Below are 21808 nucleotides of genomic sequence, written 5' to 3'. Positions count from 1 at the left end.
ACTATGATCAAGGCAAAAAAACTCGCCAATATTTATGCCTTTTCTCTGACACACATTTGATATCAGCCGCAAAAACGCTGGAGAGCGTATTTTCTTTCATTACCTCATCCGGTTTTCCATCCACAACCAATAGGCCATTGGCAAGCAACCAGATCCGATCAGCTTTATCATAACTGTGATTAAGATCGTGACCACTCATGATAACGGTTCCACCGAGTGCACAGAATTTCTTTACTAACAGATCAAGTGCTGCCACCTGAGTGATATCAAGGTTATTTGCAGGTTCATCCAAGAGTAATAATTTACCTTTCGAATTAACTGTTGGCCAAACTTGTAAAAAAACCCCGGTTAACCGCACCCTTTGCCATTCACCACCAGATAAATTTCCTACCGGTGTCTCCAGCAGCATTCCCAATTTAAAATAAGCACAAAGTTCTGACAGCACATCGTCACAATTAACCCGGTGGTGCATCAAGTGCAGTTGCAGATATTGAAAAACCGGCATTATTGGTACAGAAGAAATTTGCTGGCTGAGCCATGCTCTGTGCCGTGCTAATTCACCGTGACTATATTGACTCAGGCATTTTTGTTGCAAATCAATTTCACCACTATACGGCAAAATACCTGCCATACAGGCCAATAACGTACTTTTCCCTGAACCATTCGGCCCAATGAGATGGATTTGTTCACCTTGTTGTATTGAGGCTGTCAGCGGCATTAATCGGTTTTGTACTGAGATTTGCCGGAGAGTCATCAACTGGCTAGTGATTTGCACATCATTCACTTTCTTAACTCCAGTCTCTGACTTTTAACAATAACCAGATGAATACCGGTGCTCCTAATGTTGCAGTCACAACGCCAATCGGTACTTCTGCATTCGTCAGGCTAAGGCGGGAAAGTAAATCAGCCAGCAATAATCCATAGCCGCCTGCCAGAACACAGGCAGGCAGCAATGTTTTATAATCTGTCAAACCACACAAACGCAAAATATGTGGAATCACCAAACCAATAAAGCTGATTGTTCCGGCAAGTGCAACACTTAGCCCCACCAGCAACCCAATCGCGCAGACAAATAGATTACGCCAACGATAAAGTGAAATACCTAACTGCTGAGATGTTGTTTCTCCCAGTGAAAGAAAATTAAGTACTTTTCCTTGACTGCTCAACCAAATGATTAAAGGAAACAAAGCAACAACCAACCATTGCTGTCGCCAGTCTATTCCACTGAAACTGCCCATCATCCAGTACATTAGCTGGCGCAAGTCCAGACTGGTGCTAAAATAAACCATCCATGTCATCAATGCACCAGAGACAACACCGAAAGCGACACCCACCAATAACAAACGGGCATTATTCAGATGACGCTTTCTTGAAAAGGTCAGTAATATCATGGTGACAGTGAGCGCGCCCAGCACAGCGCCAATGCTCAACAACCAGAATGGCGTAATACCGTGAAACATCAGCACCAAAAACACAACCACCACGCTGGCGCCATTACTGATCCCCAATAATCCCGGTTCAGCCAGCGGGTTTTCAAACAGAGCCTGCATCACCGCACCCGCCACAGTCAGGCTTGCGCCTACCGCAACGACAGCCAAAACACGAGGAAAACGCAGCTGCCACACAAACAATTGACCCGTTTCAGAAAACCATTTATCAGGCCATATCCAATTTTCCCCAGCACAAAGTGAGAGAAAAAAAACAAATAAAAATAAACAAGTTAGAATTGTCAGAAAGCGATAATCACGCCTTTTCTGACGAGTCACTAATTCAGCAATGGAATAGGTGGGTTGCATTGGAAATCAGCTCATGAGAGAGGATCTTTATAAGAAAAAGGCCGCTATTAATGCGGCCTTTTTGATTATTCCTTAGGTGTGGCTTTCTCAACCCTGCTTTTTAACTTCTGACCAGGACGGAATGTCACTACTCGGCGAGCAGTAATCGGAATATCTTCACCCGTCTTAGGATTACGTCCCGGACGTTGGTTTTTATCCCGTAAATCAAAGTTGCCAAATCCAGACAATTTTACCTGCTCACCATTCTCCAAAGAACGACGCACTTCTTCAAAGAATAATTCAACCAGATCTTTAGCATCACGCTTGCTAATTCCCAGTTTCTCAAACAGATTTTCTGACATTTCAGCTTTAGTAAGCGCCATAGGTTCAGTCCCTCAAGGATGCTTGGAATCGCTGTTTCAGTACTGCAACACATCTATTGACAGTTGCAGCAATCTCTTCTTCTTCCAGTGTACGTGCGGTATCCTGCAAGATAAAACTTATAGCAAGGCTCTTGTGACCCTCTGCTACACCTTTACCACAATACACGTCAAACAAGTTTATGCCAACTATATGATTTACGCCAACTTTCTTGCATTCTGCCAAAACATCTTCTACAGCAACATTTTCAGGCACCACAATAGCGATATCACGACGGTTTGACGGGAAACGTGAAATCTCTCTCGCGTCAGGAACTACGCGGTCTGACAGCTTGTTCCAGAGTATTTCGAATACCACTGTGCGACCATTTAAATCAAGTTTACGTTCTAATTCCGGATGGACAACACCAATGTATCCGATGTATTCATTTTCCAGATAAATCCCGGCACTTTGACCTGGGTGCAACGCCGGATTTACATCTGCTCTAAAAGAAATCTTAGATAATTTCCCGGTTAATTCCAGCACAGCTTCCAAATCGCCTTTCATATCGAAGAAATCGATAGATTGTTTTTCCAGTGACCAATGCTCTTCAAAACGATTGCCGGTAATGACACCACCTAGCATCAGCTCCTGGCGAATACCCTGCTCCGCATTTTCATCAGGAACAAAACGCAAGCCGGTTTCAAACAGGCGTACACGGTTTTGCTGACGATTCTGGTTATACACCACCGTTGTCAGCAAACCCGTCAGCAATGATAAACGCATTGCAGACATATCCGCTGAAATTGGGTTAGGCAACATCAATGCCTGTTGCTGTGGATGCAACAATGCCTGAATTTTAGGATCAACAAAGCTGTAAGTAATCGCTTCCTGATAACCTCGGTCAACCAGCATGGTTTTAACACGTTTCAGGGAAAGATCCACTTCGCGGTGTTTTTTCATGATGAGATCTGCACGCATCGGTACATCTGGAATGTTGTTGTAACCGTAAATACGGGCAACTTCTTCCACCAGATCTTCTTCAATCTCCATGTCAAAACGCCAGCTTGGTGCAATCGCCTGCCAGCAGTTTTCCTGAACAGTGACTTTACAACCTAAACGGGTCAAGATATCACCAACTTGCTCATCAGGCACACAGTGACCAATCAAACGATCCAATTTTTCACGGCGCAGTGTGATTGTTACAGGTTTTGGTAATTGAGATTCATCAGTAATATCAATGACCGGCCCCGCTTCACCACCACAAATCTCAATCAGTAGTTGAGTCGCTCTCTCCATTGCCTGGTGTTGTAACTGAGGATCAACACCGCGCTCATAGCGGTGAGATGCGTCAGTATGTAAACCATAACGACGAGCACGACCAGCAATCGCCAAAGGTGCAAAAAATGCGCACTCAAGTAAAATATTTTGCGTTTCTTCATTCACACCAGAATGTTCACCACCAAAAATACCCGCCATTGCAATGGCTTGTTTTTCATCAGAAATAACAAGAGTATCAGCAGAAAGCCTGGCTTCTGTACCATCCAGCAAAACCAATTTTTCATCCGGTTTCGCCATACGCACCGTGATTGAACCCTTTAAGCGTTCCAAATCAAATGCATGCAATGGTTGGCCTAATTCAAGCAACACATAGTTAGTCACATCGACAATTGGGTCGATAGAGCGGACACCACCACGACGCAGTTTTTCACGCATCCACAATGGCGTTGTCGCTTTCACATTGATTTTTTCGATTACCCGCCCCAAGTAACGAGGGCAAGCTTCTGTTGCTTCAACATGAATAGGAAAAACAGCATCTGTTGTTGGCTTGATTGCCTCAATTTGCGGTGCAGATAATGGTATTTTATTAGCGACTGCCACATCACGTGCAACCCCCATAATACTCAGGCAATCAGCACGGTTAGGTGTAATGCTGATCTCGATGACGCTATCATCCAGCTTCAGATATTCACGCAGATCAACACCTAAAGGCGCATCAATAGGTAATTCAATAATACCGTCGTGATCTTCAGAAATACCCAGTTCAGAGAAAGAACACAGCATTCCTTCCGAAGGCTCACCACGTAGTTTCGCCGCTTTGATTTTGAAATCACCCGGCAGCACAGCACCCACTGTGGCGACTGCAACTTTCAACCCCAAGCGGCAGTTCGGTGCGCCACAAACGATATCCAATAAGCGCTCACCACCGACATTCACTTTTGTAACCCGCAACTTATCCGCATTTGGATGCTGGCCACATTCAACAACTTCACCAATAACCACACCATGGAATTGACCAGCAACAGCTTCAGTGCCATCAACTTCCAGACCAACCATAGTGATTTGATCAGTCAATTCTTCACTGCCAATGGCTGGGTTTACCCACTCGCGCAACCAGAGTTCACTGAATTTCATGAGATATTCCCGCCTTATTTAAACTGTTTGAGAAAACGCAAATCATTTTCGAAGAACGCACGCAAGTCAGTTACGCCGTAACGTAACATTGTCAGGCGCTCCACCCCCATGCCAAAAGCAAAACCAGAATAAATTTCAGGATCAAGGCCAACATTATTCAGCACATTAGGATGAACCATACCGCAACCCAACACTTCCAGCCATTTACCGTTTTTACCCATTACGTCAACTTCCGCCGAAGGTTCTGTAAATGGAAAGTAAGAAGGACGGAAACGAACCTGCAAGTCTTCTTCAAAGAAATTAGTCAGGAAATCGTGCAATGTCCCTTTCAGGTTAGTAAAACTGATGCCACGATCAATAATCAAACCTTCCATTTGATGGAACATGGGCGTATGTGTCTGGTCGTAGTCATTACGATATACACGACCAGGTGCAATGACACGAATAGGCGGCTGTTGGCTATGCATAGTCCGGACCTGAACACCGGAAGTCTGAGTACGCAACAGACGTTTGGCATCAAACCAGAAAGTATCATGATCAGCGCGTGCAGGATGGTGGGCAGGAATATTCAATGCATCGAAATTGTGATAATCATCTTCAATTTCAGGACCTGATTCTACAGAAAAACCTAATTCACCAAAGAAAGTTTCAATCCGCTCTATTGTACGGTTTACCGGATGTAATCCACCATTTTCCATACGGCGACCAGGCAGAGATACATCAATCTTCTCTGCGGCTAAACGGAAGTTCAGAAGAGCAGTCTCCAGTTTTTCTTTACGGGCATTCAAAGCTTCCTGGACTTCCTGCTTCGCCTGATTAATAACAGCCCCGGCAGCTGGACGTTCTTCGACCGGCAGATCACGCAGCGATGACATTTGGAGAGTTAAATGGCCTTTTTTGCCTAAATATTCAACACGCACCAAATCCAACGCAGCAACATCCTGGGCATCTTCTATGGCTGCTTTTGCTTTTGCAACCAATTCAGCGAGATGTGGCATCGTTTTCCTCTTCCTTCGGCCTAACGGCCTGTTAATAATGATCGTTAATGACTCTCTATAAACCTGCTTCTGTTTTTATGTGATAAAAACAAAAAAGCCTCCACAACGGAGGCTCAGGCGCTACTTTTCGTTTCTTTTCTTACGCGCAAAGCCCCCTGAATTCAGGCGCTAAAGTAAAAAAAGAAGCGAAAAAAAGCTAAAGGCATAACATGGGTTCTCTCGGAAAAAATATTTTTTCTGACAACGACGCTCTAGTAAGCCACATTTTCAAACAAAGTAAAAGAGGGAGCATGCTCCCCCTCTTAACGACTCTAACTTATGCCAGAGCGCTCTTCGCTTTTTCAACCAAAGCAGCAAATGCCACTTTGTCAAACACAGCGATGTCAGCCAGGATCTTACGGTCGATTTCAACAGAAGCCTTTTTCAGGCCATCAATGAAACGGCTGTAGGACAAACCATTCTGACGTGCAGCAGCGTTAATACGTGCAATCCACAGTTGACGGAACTGACGTTTACGCTGACGACGGTCACGGTAAGCGTACTGCCCTGCTTTGATAACTGCCTGGAAGGCAACACGGTAAACGCGCGAACGGGCACCATAGTAACCTTTCGCTTGCTTTAAAATTTTCTTGTGACGTGCACGGGCGACAACACCACGTTTTACGCGAGCCATATACTTCTCCTATCGTCTCTGAGTTCTAATCTAAAAATTGCTTATGCGTATGGCAGACAAGCAACAACCAGGCCCAGATCACCTTTGGAGACCATGCCTTTTGGACGTAAATGACGTTTACGCTTGGTTGATTTCTTAGTCAGAATGTGACGAAGGTTAGCGTGCTTACGCTTAAAACCACCACTTGCGGTTTTTTTAAAGCGTTTAGCGGCGCCGCGTACTGTTTTGATCTTTGGCATTTTCATTTCCACTTCGCATTGTTAATTACAACGAATCAGTAAGGCGAATAAGCCCCAACCAGACGAACCGACTGGAGCTTATTACTTGATTGCCTGACTATTTCTTCTTAGGAGCGAGCACCATTATCATCTGACGGCCTTCAATCTTCGATGGGAAGGATTCGACCACTGCCAGTTCATCCAGATCGTCGCGAATGCGGTTAAGCATTTCAACACCAATCTGTTGGTGCGCCATTTCACGCCCACGAAAACGCAGGGTGATTTTGGCTTTATCGCCATCTTCCAGAAAACGAACCAGGTTGCGTAGTTTGACCTGATAGTCGCCTTCATCTGTACCAGGACGGAATTTAATTTCCTTAACCTGAATAACCTTTTGTTTTTTCTTCTGTTCTTTGATTGACTTACTCTTCTCATAGAGGAACTTGCCGTAATCCATGATACGGCAAACCGGCGGCTCGGCATTCGGGCTGATTTCAACTAAATCAACACCCACTTCCTCAGCTTTTTCAAGAGCTTCTCTCAGACTGACGATGCCAATCTGTTCGCCATCTAAACCTGTTAAACGAACTTCAGAAGCGCGAATTTCTCCATTAATGCGATTAGGACGCGCCGTTTGAATTCTTTTTCCGCCTTTAATACCTTATTCCTCCAATTGATGAAGATTACGACTGCGTATTTCTATCAGCAGTTTTTCGATGAACTCGCTAACATCAATGCTACCTAAATCCTTACCGCGGCGGGTCCGAACAGAAACTTTTCCTGATTCGACCTCTTTTTCACCACAAACAAGCATGTAAGGAACACGACGTAGAGTGTGTTCACGGATTTTAAAACCAATCTTCTCGTTTCTCAAGTCTGCTTTTGCACGAATGCCGGCATCTTGAAGTTTTTTTGCTAATTCCTGTACATAATCAGCCTGGCTATCTGTGATATTCATCACAACGACCTGCTGTGGAGCAATCCATGTCGGGAAGAAACCCGCATATTCCTCAGTCAGGATGCCGATAAACCGTTCTAGTGAACCCAGAACCGCACGGTGAATCATTACAGGAACCTTACGTTCGTTGTTTTCACCTACGTAGGACGCACTCAAACGGCCCGGTAGTGAAAAGTCAAGCTGCACAGTACCACATTGCCACGCACGATCCAAACAATCATGCAAAGTAAATTCAATTTTTGGTCCGTAAAAAGCGCCTTCACCTGGCTGATATTCAAACTGAACACCGTTTTCTTGCAGCGCTGCCGCCAAAGCTTCCTCGGCCTGACTCCACTGTTCTTCAGTACCAATGCGTTTTTCCGGACGGGTTGACAGCTTAACAACAATTTTGTCAAAACCAAAGGTGCTGTAAACGTCGTACACCATCTTAATGCAGCTGCTCACTTCCCGGTGAATTTGCTCTTCTGTACAGAAGATATGGGCATCATCCTGAGTAAAACCACGAACACGCATCAAGCCATGTAATGCACCTGACGGTTCATTACGGTGGCAACTACCGAACTCAGCCATGCGTAAAGGCAAGTCACGATAAGATTTTAAACCTTGGTTAAAAATCTGAATGTGCCCTGGACAGTTCATTGGTTTAACGCAATATTCACGGTTCTCTGAGGAGGTGGTAAACATATGCTCACCATAGTTTTCCCAGTGACCGGTTCTTTCCCACATCACACGGTCCATCATAAATGGACCTTTAACTTCCTGATATTGATATTCTTTCAGTTTAGTGCGTACGAAAGTTTCCAGCTCACGGAAAATAGTCCAGCCATCGTTATGCCAGAACGCCATACCCGGCGCTTCTTCCTGCATATGGTACAAATCCAGCTGTTTACCAATTTTACGATGGTCACGTTTAGCGGCTTCTTCCAGGCGTTGCAGATAAGTGTTGAGCTGCTTCTTATCAGCCCACGCAGTACCGTATATCCGTTGCAACATTTTATTGTTGCTGTCCCCACGCCAGTATGCCCCTGCCACTTTCTGCAATTTAAAATGATGACAGAAACGCATATTTGGCACATGTGGACCACGGCACATGTCAACATATTCTTCATGATTATACAGGCCAGGACGATCATCACGACCAATGTTGTCATCCAAAATCTGTACTTTGTAATCCTCACCACGGGCGACGAACGTATCACGAGCTTCTTGCCAACTCACTTTTTTCTTGATGACGTCATAGTCTTTTTTGGCAAGCTCCAACATACGTTTTTCAAGCAGCTCAATATCTTCCTGCGTCAGGGCACGGCCAAGATCGACATCATAGTAGAAACCATTATCAATAACGGGTCCGATGGCCATTTTAGTATCTGGCCATAATTGCTTAATCGCATGGCCCAACAGATGTGCGCATGAATGGCGGATAATTTCCAGCCCTTCCTCATCTTTACTGGTAATAATTGCCAGTTTTGCATCAGAATCGATTAATTCACAGGCATCCACCAGCTCACCATCTACGCGGCCAGCAATACATGCTTTCGCTAAACCTGGACCAATATCACAGGCAACATCCATTACAGAAACGGCACGATCAAACTGACGTTGGCTACCGTCAGGAAGAGTAATAACAGGCATTTAAAATCCTTATCGACAGTGGTGACCCGCACGAAAGGTCACTTGAAGGAGTTTGATATTCAACTAAAATAACGACTTAAATTATTATCTAGTCAATCCATTTAGAGTTTGGTACTAAAATTGGTACACAATGTAAAAAGTGACTGCCTTTGATACCGAAACATCGCGAAAATATACCACCAACAAACATTCAGGTCACGGCTATGTTTAGTTAGAAAACCAAAGGGTATACAGCCTTAATAACCCACTGCATCAATAATACAATCATTGCAATGACGAAAAAGCACGATTTCTGCTCTTATTACAAAGCGGAATAGATATCGCCGGCTTGATATTGAAATCAATGCAAGTCTTGAAAAAATCTTATAGGAAACATGAGTAAACAGTAATGGCGGTTCCCAGTTCTAACTGAATATAATCATAATCAAATATATATTTTCAGAAAAACTCATTAGAAATGGAATAGCCATTATTATCAGCTCCTTAATCTGCCATGGTCAATGAGCGGTAAGCATTCTTCACTTTCCACAAATAGCGCGGAGCCTGAGGGGCCGGATGATTATCCTGGACATGCTGATAAAACTCATCCGGTGTCATCCGGTTTATTTTATTAACAGCTAACTGGCGGTCAGCACTAAAAGTACGCAAGAGCGCGCCAGCGCCATTGACGTAAGCAACGATAGTGGCATAGTAGAGCGTCTCCGGATTATCAATACCCGCCAAATGCTGCTCTTTTAGAAGACTAATATAAGCAGTGCCAAGATCAATATTGGTTTTAGGATCTTTCAACTCGCGGGTTGTCGGCTGACCAGAACGCCCCTTCTGTCGATACACATCCCGTCCTGCTGTTGATGCTTTAATCTGCATAAGGCCAATTGCATTCGATTTACTGACGGCATCGGGGCGAAAACCTGATTCAACTTGAATAATCGCCCTGATAAGCGTTTCATCAACACCGTACCGATTGGATGCCTGTTGAATAAATGTATCAAAAGGTGTCGGCGGGAAAGAAGAAAACCCAACCAAGTTAGTAGAGCTGCCACTGAGCATACGTTGCTGGCTTGGCTGTTTTTCGATATTGGTTTGCTGGCTATTCTTTTCAGCACAACCGACTAATAGCACAATCAGTGCCACAAAGCTGAGTCTTAATTTCACCCTTTAATCCTCTGGATCAAATCTACTACAGCGCAGCATATACAATTTCATTCACAACCCAAAAATATTTTACTTAACTTTTAACTCTATTCATGTTCATATCATACGAAGTGACTATTATAATAATCTCTGTTTCTGAATTTTATAATCTTGACTTTACTTAAATGATATTGATAATCGTTATCATATACATATTTATAACAAGTAAAGGTTTGAATTCATGAAAAAGAAACTCTCTCTGCTTCCTTACCCTATACCAGGAATCATATTGATTCTCTTATCCATAATCTTATTTAGCCAGCAGGTATCCGCCGCAAAAAAATTCAAAGTCGTCACCACTTTTACTATCATTCAGGATATAGCACAAAATGTAGCTGGCGATGCTGCAATTGTTGAATCAATTACTAAACCAGGTGCTGAAATCCATGATTATCAGCCTACTCCCAAAGATATTATAAAATCTCAACATGCTGATTTGATCCTTTGGAATGGATTGAATCTGGAACGCTGGTTCGAACGTTTCTTTGAAAATCTCAAAGATGTTCCCGCTGTTGTTATTACTGAAGGCATTACACCATTACCTATTCGTGAAGGGCCTTACAACGGAAACCCTAACCCTCACGCCTGGATGTCACCAACCAACGCTTTGGTTTATATTGAAAATATCCGCAAAGCATTTGTGAAATATGATCCTGAAAATACAGAGATTTATAATAGGAATGCCAAATCCTATGCCGAAAAAATCGCCCAACTGGATTCTCCACTGAGAGAGCGTCTTGCCCGTATTCCACAGGATCAACGTTGGTTAGTCACCAGTGAAGGGGCTTTTAGCTATCTGGCTAAAGATTATCAATTCAAGGAAGTTTATCTGTGGCCAATCAATGCGGAAGAACAAGGTTCACCACAACAAGTTCGTCATGTAATTGATACGGTAAGAGAAAATAAGATCCCGGTTGTGTTCAGCGAAAGTACCATTTCCGATAAACCAGCCAAACAAGTCAGTAAAGAAACCGATGCCCGTTATGGTGGCGTTCTTTATGTAGATTCACTCTCCAGCAGTGACGGGCCAGTACCAACTTATATTGATTTACTGAACAAAACTGTAGATACAATCGCAAAAGGATTTAATCAATGAATAGCAATATGCTGTTTGAACGTCCTCATTTAGTGGTTGATGACGCCACTGTGACTTATAACAACGGTCACACTGCTATTTATGACGCCAGTTTTTCTATCACTGGCGGTACTATCTGTGCATTGGTTGGCATTAATGGCAGTGGTAAGTCCACACTGTTTAAGACCATTATGGGGCTGGTAAACCCATCTCACGGGAAAGTTACCCTGAGCGATATGCCTGTCAAAAGTGCGTTAAAGAAAAATATCATCGCGTATGTCCCTCAAACAGAAGAAGTCGACTGGAACTTCCCAGTACTGGTTTCTGATGTCGTTATGATGGGCCGTTACGGCAAAATGGGGTTTTTGAGAATCCCAGGCAAGAAGGATCACCAAGCTGTTGATGAAGCACTTGAACGTGTTGGCTTAACAGCTCTGCGCAACCGGCAAATTGGAGAGCTCTCAGGCGGGCAAAAAAAACGGGTTTTTCTTGCAAGAGCGCTGGCTCAAGAAGGAAAAGTTCTGTTACTGGATGAACCTTTTACCGGTGTTGATGTAAAAACAGAAAATGCCATCATTGACCTGCTATGTGATTTACGTGATGAGGGTCATCTGGTTTTAGTCTCAACCCACAACCTTGGCAGTGTTCCCGAATTCTGTGACCACGTTATCTTGATCAACCGGACTGTTCTGGCAAGTGGCCCGACAGAAACAACGTTCACCCAGAAGAATTTGGAGATGACTTTTGGTGGAGTACTTCGTCACATTAATCTATCCGGGCCGGAGTTGCATAATGATGATGATCCGCGTTCCCTGACGGTTATTACTGATGATGAACGTGCAGCGGTGTTTTACGGTCAGGACCATCATGTTCCACCGAGGCAAACCCAGCAAAAGGAGAAACGTCAACCATGATAGAACTTTTGCTGCAACCTTTTCACTATAACTACATGGTGAAAGCTATCTGGGTCAGCTCGATTGTCGGTGCCGTTTGTGCCTTTCTTTCTGCCTATCTAATGCTAAAAGGCTGGTCACTGATGGGAGATGCGCTCTCTCACTCAGTTGTGCCTGGTGTCGCCGGTGCTTACGCACTGGGTCTTCCTTACGCAGGCGGCGCTTTTTTTACCGGCATGCTGGCAGCGCTATCAATGACTCTCGTTCGCCATATCACTCGCTTACGTGAAGATGCGGTGATCGGGTTTATATTTTCTACTTTCTTTGCTGCCGGCTTACTGATCGTTTCTCTCAATCCCACATCCGTTAACGTACAAACCATTATCCTCGGCAATATCCTCGGTATCGCTGATGAAGATGTTCTCCAAGTTGAAATTATCATTGCGGTTTCATTTATCGTGTTAATGCTTATCTGGAAAGATTTGCTGGTTGTATTCTTCGACGAAACCCATGCACGTTCTATTGGCTTATCTCCCTTACGGATGAAAATCATTTTTTTTACTTTACTGAGTGCATGTACTGTCGCAGCCTTACAAACTGTCGGCGCTATTCTGGTCATTGCAATGGTAGTGACGCCAGGAGCAACCGCCTATTTACTGACTGACCGTTTTAAACACTTACTGATAATTGCAGTGGCTATTGGTTCCCTAACCAGTGCGTTTGGCGCTTACTTAAGTTTCTTCCTTAATGGCGCTACCGGCGGTGTTATTGTCACACTGCAAACCGTTATTTTCCTATTGGCGTTCTTCTTTGCACCAAAACACGGATTAATCGCTTCCCGTATACGTGCCAGAAAAGAATCCGTGGCATTGGCTAAGGAGACACCGCTATGAATCAGTTGATTCAATTAATCACTGAGCCGTTCATGTTTCCATTCATGCAGCGGGCAATGTTCGCAGCCGTTGTGACAGGCGCAGTATGCGCGATGCTCTCTTGTTACCTGGTACTTAAAGGGTGGTCGTTAATGGGAGATGCTATCTCTCATGCCGTATTACCGGGGATTGTACTGGCTTTCGCTGCCGGGATACCTCTGGCTATTGGTGCGTTTCTTTCTGGTATTTTTTGCGCTTTTGCAACAGGGTATCTGAAAGAACACAGCCGGATAAAAGAAGATACCGTGATGGGAATCGTCTTTTCCGGCATGTTTGCTTTTGGTTTAGTTCTTTTTGCCAGAATGGATACCGATCAACATCTCACTCACATTCTGTTTGGTAATATGCTGGGGATCACTAAAGATGAATTGAATCAAACATTATGGATTACCGGTATTACCATGGCGGTGGTACTGCTAAAACGTAAAGATTTCATGCTCTATTGCTTTGATCCGAACCAAGCGCGCGTAGTAGGGTTACCTGTTAAGTTTTTACATTACGGTTTGCTTTGTTTGCTGGCAATGACTATTGTCGCCTCCCTACAAGCTGTGGGAATGATTCTGGTTATTGCCATGTTAATATCGCCGGGAATTATCGCTTTTATGCTATGCCGCAGTTTTGACCGAATGTTAATTGTCGCTATTATTGCGTCGGTCAGTTCTTGTGTCCTTGGTACACTGATTAGTTTCCATATTGATGGTGCAACAGGGCCGTGCATTGTTATTGTCCAGGCTATTTTCTTTACACTGGCACTGACTTACAATCAGATAAAACAGGCAAAAACAAAATTCAAACATAAAACCCATCAAGTTACTCTCCAAGTCTCTGACGAACCTAATTAATAACAAAAAGGGTTATATCTGTTTTAAGATATAACCCTGCTAATCATCTTTTTTACCAACTCATATATTTTCTCTGACTATAATTGTTCATAAAAGTAATTGACGATTTAGAGAGGTGAACCATGTGGCAGGCAGTAAATCGTTTGCTAAATGAATATTTCGGTACTGCCGAAATTCACGATAAAACTGCGTTAACCGGAGGCGATATCCATCAAGCCTGGAAAGTCATTCATGGCGAACAACACGTTTTTGTCAAATCAAATCTGAAGGAAATGCTCCCGGTCTTCAAAGCAGAATCTGAACAACTTGAATTACTGACACGCAGTCAAACTATTCGTGTCCCAACTGTTTATGGTGTTGGCTGTGATCGAGACTATAGTTTTCTGTTACTTGAATTCTTGCCTTTAAAATCTTTTACCCCACACAATGCTTATTGCTTCGGTCAACAACTGGCAAAACTTCATCAGTGGAGTGAGCAACCCCAATTCGGCTTTGATTTTGACAATATGCTGGCAACAACACCACAACCAAATGGTTGGCAACGACGTTGGCATCAGTTTTATGCAGAGAAACGAATTGGTTGGCAATTACAGATTGCAGCAGAAAAAGGTATGATATTTGGTGATATTGATAATATTGTTCGGGTCATAAGTAACAAGCTTCAACATCACCAACCACAGCCCTCTCTCTTACATGGCGATCTTTGGCCTGCTAATTGCGCTTCTCTGGATGATCACGCCGTTGCTTTCGATCCTGCTTGTTATTGGGGAGATCGTGAGTGTGATTTTGCTATGCTACCGTTGTACCCTAATCTACCAATGCAAATTTTTGATGGTTATCAGAGTGTGTGGCCACTGCCTGCCAATTTTATTGATCGACAACCTGTATATCAGCTCTATTATTTGCTTAACCGTTGTAATCTGTTTGGTGGTGATAATTTTATTGCGGCGCAAGATATTATTGATGACATTATGCAATGAAGAAACAACGGGCTGCGGAAACACTTCATTCCGCAGCCATCACCGCCAGAAGATTTACCAGCCTAAAATTCCCAGCAGAAAATAAAAAATTGCACCGATAATTACCGGTGAAACATATAAAATATAAATCTGACTAAACAATGTATGGTGCGGAAGTTTGATCCTTGATTCAATCTGTTCTCTTGTCAGGCCACCATTATCTTTGACCTTTTCAATAATCAACTGATCTTCAATATTTTCACGTACAAATTTTACTTGTCTATACATACGCTGGCCTGATGCATTCATAGCAAGACCGACAAAAATAAGAAAATAAATAATCAGAAAGCTCATATTTTCCCCAGTGAAACCAGCCAAACGAACAGGAGTTGGCGAATTTTTCCAGAAAAAATCCAAAAATGACGTATTAAAGCGCACCATTTCGGCCATCATTTTCAGAAAATCATCTAAAACAGCATTAATGCCACTACCTTTAATACCATGCAACCAGGCAAGATTGATCACAGAAACGATGGTCGATAAAAGTGCTGGAATAAAAATCACCCAACCTAAAACTCGTTTAATAATAGCGATGTATCCGGCTTTTTGGTAAGTCATGATACCCCTCATAGCAGTAAATAGATTTTATTCTTGGCTAATCATAGCCCATCAATGATTAAATTTAACTTTATATTTAATTAACTAAGCATTTCTTACCCAGTTCCTCACAAGAAAAAGATTTCATCTGCCGATGATTGCTACAATCAGCTCTCGCTAACTGTCTGACCTGTGGGAGATACTCATGTCTTTTCACTTACCAATAAAAGCAGTCATGCTTCTCCACAATATATGTTGGAACAAGTACTTGAGATGTTCAACTTGAGTCATTATTTTGATACTGTCGTTTCTGCTGCCAAATTACCCAACAGTAAACCCCATCCCGAAGTTTATTTGCTCGCTGCTGAACAACTGAGTGTTTCCCCCATAAGTTGTGTGACCCTGGAAGATTCATTTAATGGAATGATAGCGACAAAAGCAGCAAAAATGCGTTCAATCGTTGTTCCAACAGCCCATCATTTTGATGATCTACGTTGGACATTAGCAGATATTAAACTACGCTCACTTGAACAATTAAGTGTAACAGATATCATCTGGCCATAACTTTAGCTGCCATTATCTGTTTAAATGGCAGTTTCTGATTGCTCACATAGCCGCCTTAGCGTTTATTCCTTATTCTGTCAAATAACAATCTGATAAAATATTAACTTTATATATTAATAAATAAGATATTTTTGCTTTTCACCCCCTATCTTACCCGCATAAAACCCACTATACTTCGCCAACTGTATAGATAGACAGTTATCAGTCAGAGGAATTTATGACCGGGGAAGGGCATCTTTTATTTTCAGTTGCCAGTATTATTATGGCGCACAAACTTGAAATAACACCAGAAATAGCTAATGGTGACTGGTTGCATATGCTACCAGGCGTGCTGCTTACCGCATTGTTACCAGATATAGATCACCCAAATTCAACCCTGGGCAGATTATTCAGAGTTATTTCTATTCCAATTGCCAAACTATGTGGTCACAGAGGATTTACTCACAGTTTGCTTGCTCTTGCATTAGGTGTCGCTTTACTTTGGCTAAAAATACCAGAAGAGTGGCCTGTACCAACCGATTTTTTCCATGCCATGATTGTTGGTTATCTAAGTCATCTGGTAGCAGATATGCTGACTCCTGCTGGCGTACCATTATTATGGCCAATAAAGATGCGTTTCTGCCTGCCTATACTTGGCAAACAAGGAAATAAGAAAGCAGAAAGATTTATTTCCGCCTTACTGATTGTCATAGCCGTTTTTCTGCCAGAACATATTGATTGCTCTATACTTATTTATATAGATTACATCAAAAAACTGTGTTTTTAATAACCTTTGAAAATATTTTTAATGTTATAATCGCATAAAAATCAATCTTAATTGCCATGATTATTATATCAAATTCGATTTAATTATAAGAGCCGATAACCTTAGCTGGTACCATATTCTCAATTACTTGCTGTAGGGTATAAGTTTATAACTTAACTCGATTAATACAGCTTAACTCCCTCAATAATTAAAATCTGGAGTTTGTGGATGAACTTACCATTAATTCTGAATGTGCTCATTTTCGCAGCACTGCTTTTGCTATTGTCAAAAGCCAGCTCACACCAATGGAGTCTGTCAAAAAAGGTTCTTTTCGGCCTCGCCATTGGCGTTATTTTTGGTCTGGCGCTACAACTAACTTATGGAGCTGATAATGCCACACTGAAAGAATCAATCTCATGGTTCAATATTGTAGGTAACGGCTATGTACAACTTCTGCAAATGGTGATTATGCCGCTGGTATTTGCCTCTATTTTAAGCGCTGTTGCCAGATTGCATAAAGCATCTTCTCTAGGAAAAATCAGTTTTCTGACCATCGGCAGCCTGCTGTTCACTACGATGATCGCAGCGCTGATCGGTATCATTATTACTAACCTATTCGGCCTGACTGCTGAAGGTCTGGTACAAGGAACTCAAGAAACAGCACGCCTGTCGGCTATCGAAAACAACTACATAGGCAAAATCTCTGATTTGTCTGTGCCGCAGTTAATTTTATCTTTTATTCCTAAAAACCCATTTGCTGATTTAGCCGGTGCCAATCCAACATCTGTTATCAGTGTTGTTATTTTTGCGACCTTCCTTGGGATTGCTGCACTACAAATGCTGAAAGATGACCGCGAACGTGGTGAACGTGTATTAGCCGCTATCGATATTATGCAAGCATGGGCAATGAAACTGGTTCGCCTGGTTATGCGCCTGACGCCATACGGTGTTATGGCTCTGATGACCAAAGTTGTCGCCAACTCCAATATCCACGAAATTGCGAAACTGGGCAGCTTTGTTATCGCATCCTACATTGCACTGGCGCTAGTGTTTGTTGCTCACGGGTTTCTGCTCTCTCTCACCGGTATCAATCCACTTAAATTTTTCAAAAAAATCTGGCCGGTATTGACCTTTGCATTCACTAGCCGTTCAAGTGCAGCCAGTATCCCATTGAATGTTGAAACCCAGACACGCCGTATCGGTGTACCGGAATCTATCGCCAGTTTCTCAGCATCTTTCGGCGCAACAATTGGTCAGAATGGTTGCGCCGGGATTTATCCTGCCATGCTGGCAGTCATGGTTGCGCCGACAGTAGGCATAAACCCATTTGATCCTGTATGGATTGCAACACTGGTTAGTATTGTGACTATCAGCTCCGCGGGCGTTGCTGGTGTGGGTGGAGGCGCCACATTTGCCGCACTGATTGTCTTACCCGCAATGGGATTACCTGTAACGCTAATTGCACTGTTGATTTCTGTTGAGCCTCTTATTGATATGGGCCGTACCGCGCTGAATGTGAGTGGTTCAATGACCGCCGGTACAATTACCAGTCAGTTAATGGGGCAAACTGATAAAACCACCTTCAATCAGGAAGAAGAAGTTGAGTTAAATCAGCTATGATTTGAATTTCAAAAATCATAAAAAAAGCCGAAGAATACATCATTCTTCGGCTTTTTTATTTTATTCGCAATATTATTTATTCAGGTACTGCCCACTACGCAGAGCTTCAATACGTTTGTCTAATGGTGGGTGAGACAGAAACAGCTCACTGAACGTCTTGGATTTACCATTAATACAGAATGCCATCATACTACCTTCTTCCTGCGGCTCATAACTGGTTTTCAGACGCTGCAAAGCAGCAATCATCTTCTCACGGCCAACCAACTTAGCGGATCCCGCATCTGCATGGAATTCGCGGTAACGGGAAAACCACATGGTGATAATACTTGCCAGAATACCAAATACGATTTCCAGCACCATTGAAACAACCATGTAAACGATCGGGTTACCAGAAGAGTTACCCTCTTCTTCATTATTGTTGCCAGACAGAAAACCTGATACAACCTGAGCCAACAGACGGGAAATGAAGATAACGAAGGTATTGACTATCCCTTGCAGCAAAGTCATCGTCACCATATCACCGTTAGCGATATGGCTAATCTCATGGGCAATAACGGCTTCCGCTTCTGCCCTGCTCATATTATCCAACAGGCCAGTACTAACAGCGACCAGAGAAGCATTACGACGAGCGCCGGTAGCGAAGGCATTAATGTCAGGTGCAGCATAAATCGCAACCTGCGGCATCGTAATATTGACCTGTTCCGCCTGACGGCGAACAGTTTCAACTAACCAATGTTCAACTTCATTTGCTGGCTGTTCAATAACCTGACCACCAACAGAACGCAAGGCCATCCATTTGGACATCAGCAGGGAAATAAACGACCCACCGAAACCAAACAGACCAGCCATAATCATTAAACCTTGTACGCTACTTCCCTGAATTCCTGTCAGAGAAAGTATTATCCCGAACACCAACATAACAGCAAGGTTAGTGAGGAGGAACAAAGCAATTCGCATCATAAAAACCGGCTTCCTTTATTAATAATCAATGCACTTTCAGAGTTAATCTATAAATAAGGCTGTTCTTGCTATATTCAAGGCTTTGAACTCTTCAAGCGATAAAATCAACACAACTTTACAAAATTATAAAAAACCAGTAGCAGCCTAACACCAATTGGTTAAGCAAAATACTCCGATACCCGGTAACACAGAGAAAATGTGAAACAGTTCATCCTTCCTGAAAAAAAGGAGAACACTTCAAAAAACGCCGTTTATATGGAGACTAAAAGCCCAATACACCGTTCACTCAAAAACATCTCAAGTGAACGGGTATTAGACATCGTTAACGGGCTATTTAAAAATGACTCTACTTAGATTTAGCTAATATCTTCTCAACAGGTTGGTGTGCCAAATCAAGTGCAATTTTCACTGATTCATCAAGATAGGGATCCGGACCCTGATAATCTTTAGGTAAATCATCCAGTGATGTTAACAGTTTTTTACCCTCGCGCTTAAAGCGATCATTAATCCGGTTCAGTTTTAAAGCATCATCTTCTTTGTTCTCTTTCTCTCTTTGTGCATAGTTAAGAGAAACGATGTTCTTATGCTCTTTCATTGCCTTATAGTGCGCAATGTCCTCATTGATATATTTGAACTCTGGATCATCCGCGATGCGGGTAGTATGAGCCATATTCAACTGCGGAATTAACCCTGCAATAACTTTAGATCCCGTATAACGGGCAGGAGGAACGCTATCCCAAGGCAAAGCATTATCTTCAAAACTTTCTCCTGTTTCTGCCGGATCAATCCCCGTTGGCATCACAATATCAGGTGTAACACCTTTACGCTGGGTGCTACCACCATTCACACGATAGAATTTCTGAATTGTATATTGAACAGAACCCAGTGACGGCCAATCAGGACGCATCATTTGATCGTAAATACGACTCAAAGAACGATATTGCTGAACCGTGCCTTTGCCAAACGTAGGCTCACCAACAATCAGCGCCCGCCCATAATCCTGCATTGCCGCGGCAAAAATCTCAGAAGCGGAAGCACTAAACCGGTCTACCAGGACAACCAAAGGCCCTTTATAGTACACCATTTCATCAGTATCGGAATCCTGGCGGATTTTCCCGTTATTATCCCTGACTTGCACAACCGGGCCACTTGGGAGAAACAGGCCAGACAAAGAAACTGCTTCTGTCAGTGCACCCCCCCCATTACTACGCAGATCAATAACAATGGCACTGACATGCTGTTTAGTCAGTTTTTGTAATTGAGTTTTAACATTATCAGTCAAGCCAACATAAAAACCTGGGACATCAAGAACGCCCACTTTTTCCTTACCAATTGTCTTGACTGACATCTTCACTGCCCGATCTTCCAGACGGATCTGTTCACGAGTCAAAGTGATAGTACGTGGTTTTGCTCCTTTGGTATCAGAAATAACTTCAAGCCGTACTTTACTGCCTTTAGGGCCTTTAATCAGTGCAACCACATCATCCAGACGCCAGCCAATAATATCCACCATGGACTTCCCTGACTGAGCGACACCGATAATCTTATCACCCACTTTTAACGCTTTGCTTTTGGCGGCAGGTCCACCGGCAACCATAGAATTTATGACGGTATAATCATCATCTATCTGTAAAACAGCACCAATTCCTTCCAGGGAAAGACTCATCTCTGAGTTAAACTGTTCAGTATTGCGTGGTGAAAGATAATTGGTATGAGGATCTATTTCACGGGCAAACGCCGTCATAATCAATTGGAAAACATCTTCACTCTGACTTTGTGTCAGGCGTTTTAACGCAGACTGATAGCGTTTGGTCAGCACTTGTTTAATTTCTTTATCGTCTTTGCCAGTGAGTTTGAGATTGAGCCAATCATATTTAACTTTAGCATCCCAGAGTTTATTTAACTCCTCGATATTCTGCGGCCAAGGGGCTTTGGAACGATCAACATCAATTGTATCATTACCACCAAAATTCATTGGCTGCTCAAGACGAGATAAAGCGTACTGATATCGCTCAAAGCGGCGTTTTTGCAACAAATTAAACAGGTCATACGGGATTTCCAGATTCCCGCTCTCCAATTCCTTGCCTAACAACTTTTTCCTATCAGCATACTGAGCTACATCTGACGCCAGTAATATATTATGGCTGTAGTCCAGTATATTAAGGTAGCGGTCAAATATTTTTGCCGAAAAATCACCATTTAAATCAAATTGACGATAATGAGAGCGAGTGAAGCGGGATGTTACCCGCTCGCTCACTGTTGAGTGCTGAGGCTCTTGCTTCAATACAGGCAATTGTTCAATACGAACAGGAACAGCCGCTGGACTGTTTGTATTTGCATAACAAGTACCAAAAATTGAAACGCCTAAGACAAAAGCCAGTCTGACGAATGTGTTCAT

The 21808-nt window shown here is 42.9% G+C and carries 21 protein-coding genes, 1 pseudogene and 1 other annotated feature; of the genes and pseudogenes, 8 read left to right on the top strand and 14 right to left on the bottom strand.

Annotated elements, in window-relative coordinates; all coding sequences use genetic code 11:
- Positions 1–7: 7 nt before the first annotated feature.
- From btuD to VY86_RS18150, 11 genes are all read right to left on the bottom strand, one after another.
- Complete coding sequence (btuD, locus tag VY86_RS18195) at positions 8–754, bottom strand: vitamin B12 ABC transporter ATP-binding protein BtuD (protein ID WP_046976965.1); 747 nt, start codon at positions 752–754, stop codon at positions 8–10.
- 34 nt (positions 755–788) lie between these two features.
- Positions 789–1796, bottom strand: coding sequence for a vitamin B12 ABC transporter permease BtuC (gene btuC / locus VY86_RS18190; RefSeq protein ID WP_046975999.1), 1008 nt, complete (start codon positions 1794–1796; stop codon positions 789–791).
- Between the two features lie 65 nt (positions 1797–1861).
- Positions 1862–2158 carry an integration host factor subunit alpha gene (gene ihfA, locus VY86_RS18185; protein WP_011146885.1) on the bottom strand — a complete coding sequence of 99 codons (297 nt, stop codon included), beginning with the start codon at positions 2156–2158 and terminating at the stop codon, positions 1862–1864.
- A 4-nt stretch (positions 2159–2162) separates the two neighbouring features.
- Positions 2163–4550, bottom strand: a complete 2388-nt coding sequence (pheT, locus tag VY86_RS18180) for a phenylalanine--tRNA ligase subunit beta (protein ID WP_046975998.1) — start codon at positions 4548–4550, stop codon at positions 2163–2165.
- A gap of 14 nt (positions 4551–4564) precedes the next feature.
- On the bottom strand, positions 4565–5548 hold the full coding sequence (pheS, locus tag VY86_RS18175) for a phenylalanine--tRNA ligase subunit alpha (RefSeq protein ID WP_046975997.1): 984 nt from the start codon (positions 5546–5548) through the stop codon (positions 4565–4567).
- A gap of 87 nt (positions 5549–5635) precedes the next feature.
- Positions 5636–5760 (bottom strand) — a sequence feature (Phe leader region).
- Positions 5710–5754, bottom strand: coding sequence for a pheST operon leader peptide PheM (gene pheM, locus VY86_RS26605; protein WP_133814189.1), 45 nt, complete (start codon positions 5752–5754; stop codon positions 5710–5712). Its footprint overlaps the feature before it by 45 nt.
- 104 nt (positions 5761–5864) lie before the next feature.
- Positions 5865–6221 (bottom strand): 50S ribosomal protein L20, encoded by a 357-nt coding sequence (gene rplT / locus VY86_RS18170; protein WP_021323015.1) that lies wholly within the window; start codon positions 6219–6221, stop codon positions 5865–5867.
- A gap of 41 nt (positions 6222–6262) precedes the next feature.
- Entirely contained in the window at positions 6263–6460 is a 198-nt protein-coding gene (gene rpmI, locus VY86_RS18165) for a 50S ribosomal protein L35 (protein ID WP_006118955.1), read from the bottom strand.
- A 97-nt stretch (positions 6461–6557) separates the two neighbouring features.
- On the bottom strand, positions 6558–7097 hold the full coding sequence (gene infC / locus VY86_RS18160) for a translation initiation factor IF-3 (RefSeq protein ID WP_071823701.1): 540 nt from the start codon (positions 7095–7097) through the stop codon (positions 6558–6560).
- Between the two features lie 3 nt (positions 7098–7100).
- Complete coding sequence (thrS, locus tag VY86_RS18155; RefSeq protein ID WP_046975995.1) at positions 7101–9029, bottom strand: threonine--tRNA ligase; 1929 nt, start codon at positions 9027–9029, stop codon at positions 7101–7103.
- Between the two features lie 483 nt (positions 9030–9512).
- Positions 9513–10184 carry a transglycosylase SLT domain-containing protein gene (locus VY86_RS18150; RefSeq protein ID WP_046975994.1) on the bottom strand — a complete coding sequence of 224 codons (672 nt, stop codon included), beginning with the start codon at positions 10182–10184 and terminating at the stop codon, positions 9513–9515.
- A 220-nt stretch (positions 10185–10404) separates the two neighbouring features.
- Here VY86_RS18150 and VY86_RS18145 point away from each other — a divergent pair, with 220 nt between their 5' ends.
- The 5 genes from VY86_RS18145 (at position 10405) to VY86_RS18125 (ending at position 14945) form a co-directional block, all read left to right on the top strand.
- Complete coding sequence (locus VY86_RS18145) at positions 10405–11319, top strand: metal ABC transporter substrate-binding protein (protein WP_046975993.1); 915 nt, start codon at positions 10405–10407, stop codon at positions 11317–11319.
- Entirely contained in the window at positions 11316–12212 is an 897-nt protein-coding gene (locus tag VY86_RS18140) for a manganese/iron ABC transporter ATP-binding protein (protein ID WP_046975992.1), read from the top strand. The genes VY86_RS18145 and VY86_RS18140 overlap by 4 nt, the downstream gene beginning before the upstream one ends.
- Complete coding sequence (locus tag VY86_RS18135; RefSeq protein ID WP_046975991.1) at positions 12209–13084, top strand: metal ABC transporter permease; 876 nt, start codon at positions 12209–12211, stop codon at positions 13082–13084. Before VY86_RS18140 ends, VY86_RS18135 begins: the two co-directional genes overlap by 4 nt.
- Positions 13081–13965 (top strand): metal ABC transporter permease, encoded by an 885-nt coding sequence (locus tag VY86_RS18130; RefSeq protein WP_046975990.1) that lies wholly within the window; start codon positions 13081–13083, stop codon positions 13963–13965. Before VY86_RS18135 ends, VY86_RS18130 begins: the two co-directional genes overlap by 4 nt.
- A gap of 122 nt (positions 13966–14087) precedes the next feature.
- Positions 14088–14945, top strand: coding sequence for a fructosamine kinase family protein (locus VY86_RS18125; protein ID WP_046975989.1), 858 nt, complete (start codon positions 14088–14090; stop codon positions 14943–14945).
- Positions 14946–14999: 54 nt separating this feature from the next.
- On the opposite strand, the gene VY86_RS18120 is transcribed toward VY86_RS18125, so the two are convergent.
- Positions 15000–15542 carry a YniB family protein gene (locus VY86_RS18120; RefSeq protein ID WP_021324218.1) on the bottom strand — a complete coding sequence of 181 codons (543 nt, stop codon included), beginning with the start codon at positions 15540–15542 and terminating at the stop codon, positions 15000–15002.
- Positions 15543–15758: 216 nt separating this feature from the next.
- Here VY86_RS18120 and VY86_RS18115 point away from each other — a divergent pair.
- From VY86_RS18115 to VY86_RS18105, 3 genes and pseudogenes are all read left to right on the top strand, one after another.
- Positions 15759–16085, top strand: a pseudogene (locus VY86_RS18115) (HAD-IA family hydrolase); the annotation flags it as partial.
- A gap of 217 nt (positions 16086–16302) precedes the next feature.
- Positions 16303–16851 carry a metal-dependent hydrolase gene (locus tag VY86_RS18110; RefSeq protein ID WP_046975988.1) on the top strand — a complete coding sequence of 183 codons (549 nt, stop codon included), beginning with the start codon at positions 16303–16305 and terminating at the stop codon, positions 16849–16851.
- A 207-nt stretch (positions 16852–17058) separates the two neighbouring features.
- Positions 17059–18450, top strand: a complete 1392-nt coding sequence (locus VY86_RS18105; protein WP_046975987.1) for an L-cystine transporter — start codon at positions 17059–17061, stop codon at positions 18448–18450.
- A 72-nt stretch (positions 18451–18522) separates the two neighbouring features.
- Here VY86_RS18105 and htpX read toward each other — a convergent pair whose 3' ends face one another.
- Both htpX and prc read right to left on the bottom strand, forming a co-directional pair.
- On the bottom strand, positions 18523–19410 hold the full coding sequence (gene htpX, locus VY86_RS18100; RefSeq protein WP_046975986.1) for a protease HtpX: 888 nt from the start codon (positions 19408–19410) through the stop codon (positions 18523–18525).
- Between the two features lie 346 nt (positions 19411–19756).
- The gene (gene prc, locus VY86_RS18095; protein WP_046975985.1) at positions 19757–21808 is read right to left on the bottom strand and encodes a carboxy terminal-processing peptidase; all 2052 of its coding nucleotides are present in this window, start codon (positions 21806–21808) and stop codon (positions 19757–19759) included.

Origin of the sequence: Photorhabdus thracensis (assembly GCF_001010285.1) — a bacterium.
Classification (GTDB): domain Bacteria; phylum Pseudomonadota; class Gammaproteobacteria; order Enterobacterales; family Enterobacteriaceae; genus Photorhabdus; species Photorhabdus temperata.
This window is presented reverse-complemented; position numbering and strand designations above follow the sequence as displayed.

Excerpts from the sequence above, each read along its gene's own strand:
- btuD (WP_046976965.1), bottom strand. The coding sequence starts at position 754 with ATGACTCTCCGGCAAATCTCAGTACAAAACCGATTAATGCCGCTGACA.
- btuC (WP_046975999.1), bottom strand. The coding sequence starts at position 1,796 with ATGCAACCCACCTATTCCATTGCTGAATTAGTGACTCGTCAGAAAAGG.
- ihfA (WP_011146885.1), bottom strand. The coding sequence starts at position 2,158 with ATGGCGCTTACTAAAGCTGAAATGTCAGAAAATCTGTTTGAGAAACTG.
- pheT (WP_046975998.1), bottom strand. The coding sequence starts at position 4,550 with ATGAAATTCAGTGAACTCTGGTTGCGCGAGTGGGTAAACCCAGCCATT.
- pheS (WP_046975997.1), bottom strand. The coding sequence starts at position 5,548 with ATGCCACATCTCGCTGAATTGGTTGCAAAAGCAAAAGCAGCCATAGAA.
- rplT (WP_021323015.1), bottom strand. The coding sequence starts at position 6,221 with ATGGCTCGCGTAAAACGTGGTGTTGTCGCCCGTGCACGTCACAAGAAA.
- rpmI (WP_006118955.1), bottom strand. The coding sequence starts at position 6,460 with ATGCCAAAGATCAAAACAGTACGCGGCGCCGCTAAACGCTTTAAAAAA.
- thrS (WP_046975995.1), bottom strand. The coding sequence starts at position 9,029 with ATGCCTGTTATTACTCTTCCTGACGGTAGCCAACGTCAGTTTGATCGT.
- VY86_RS18145 (WP_046975993.1), top strand. The coding sequence starts at position 10,405 with ATGAAAAAGAAACTCTCTCTGCTTCCTTACCCTATACCAGGAATCATA.
- VY86_RS18140 (WP_046975992.1), top strand. The coding sequence starts at position 11,316 with ATGAATAGCAATATGCTGTTTGAACGTCCTCATTTAGTGGTTGATGAC.
- VY86_RS18135 (WP_046975991.1), top strand. The coding sequence starts at position 12,209 with ATGATAGAACTTTTGCTGCAACCTTTTCACTATAACTACATGGTGAAA.
- VY86_RS18130 (WP_046975990.1), top strand. The coding sequence starts at position 13,081 with ATGAATCAGTTGATTCAATTAATCACTGAGCCGTTCATGTTTCCATTC.
- VY86_RS18125 (WP_046975989.1), top strand. The coding sequence starts at position 14,088 with ATGTGGCAGGCAGTAAATCGTTTGCTAAATGAATATTTCGGTACTGCC.
- VY86_RS18120 (WP_021324218.1), bottom strand. The coding sequence starts at position 15,542 with ATGACTTACCAAAAAGCCGGATACATCGCTATTATTAAACGAGTTTTA.
- VY86_RS18110 (WP_046975988.1), top strand. The coding sequence starts at position 16,303 with ATGACCGGGGAAGGGCATCTTTTATTTTCAGTTGCCAGTATTATTATG.
- VY86_RS18105 (WP_046975987.1), top strand. The coding sequence starts at position 17,059 with ATGAACTTACCATTAATTCTGAATGTGCTCATTTTCGCAGCACTGCTT.
- htpX (WP_046975986.1), bottom strand. The coding sequence starts at position 19,410 with ATGATGCGAATTGCTTTGTTCCTCCTCACTAACCTTGCTGTTATGTTG.
- prc (WP_046975985.1), bottom strand. The coding sequence starts at position 21,808 with ATGAACACATTCGTCAGACTGGCTTTTGTCTTAGGCGTTTCAATTTTT.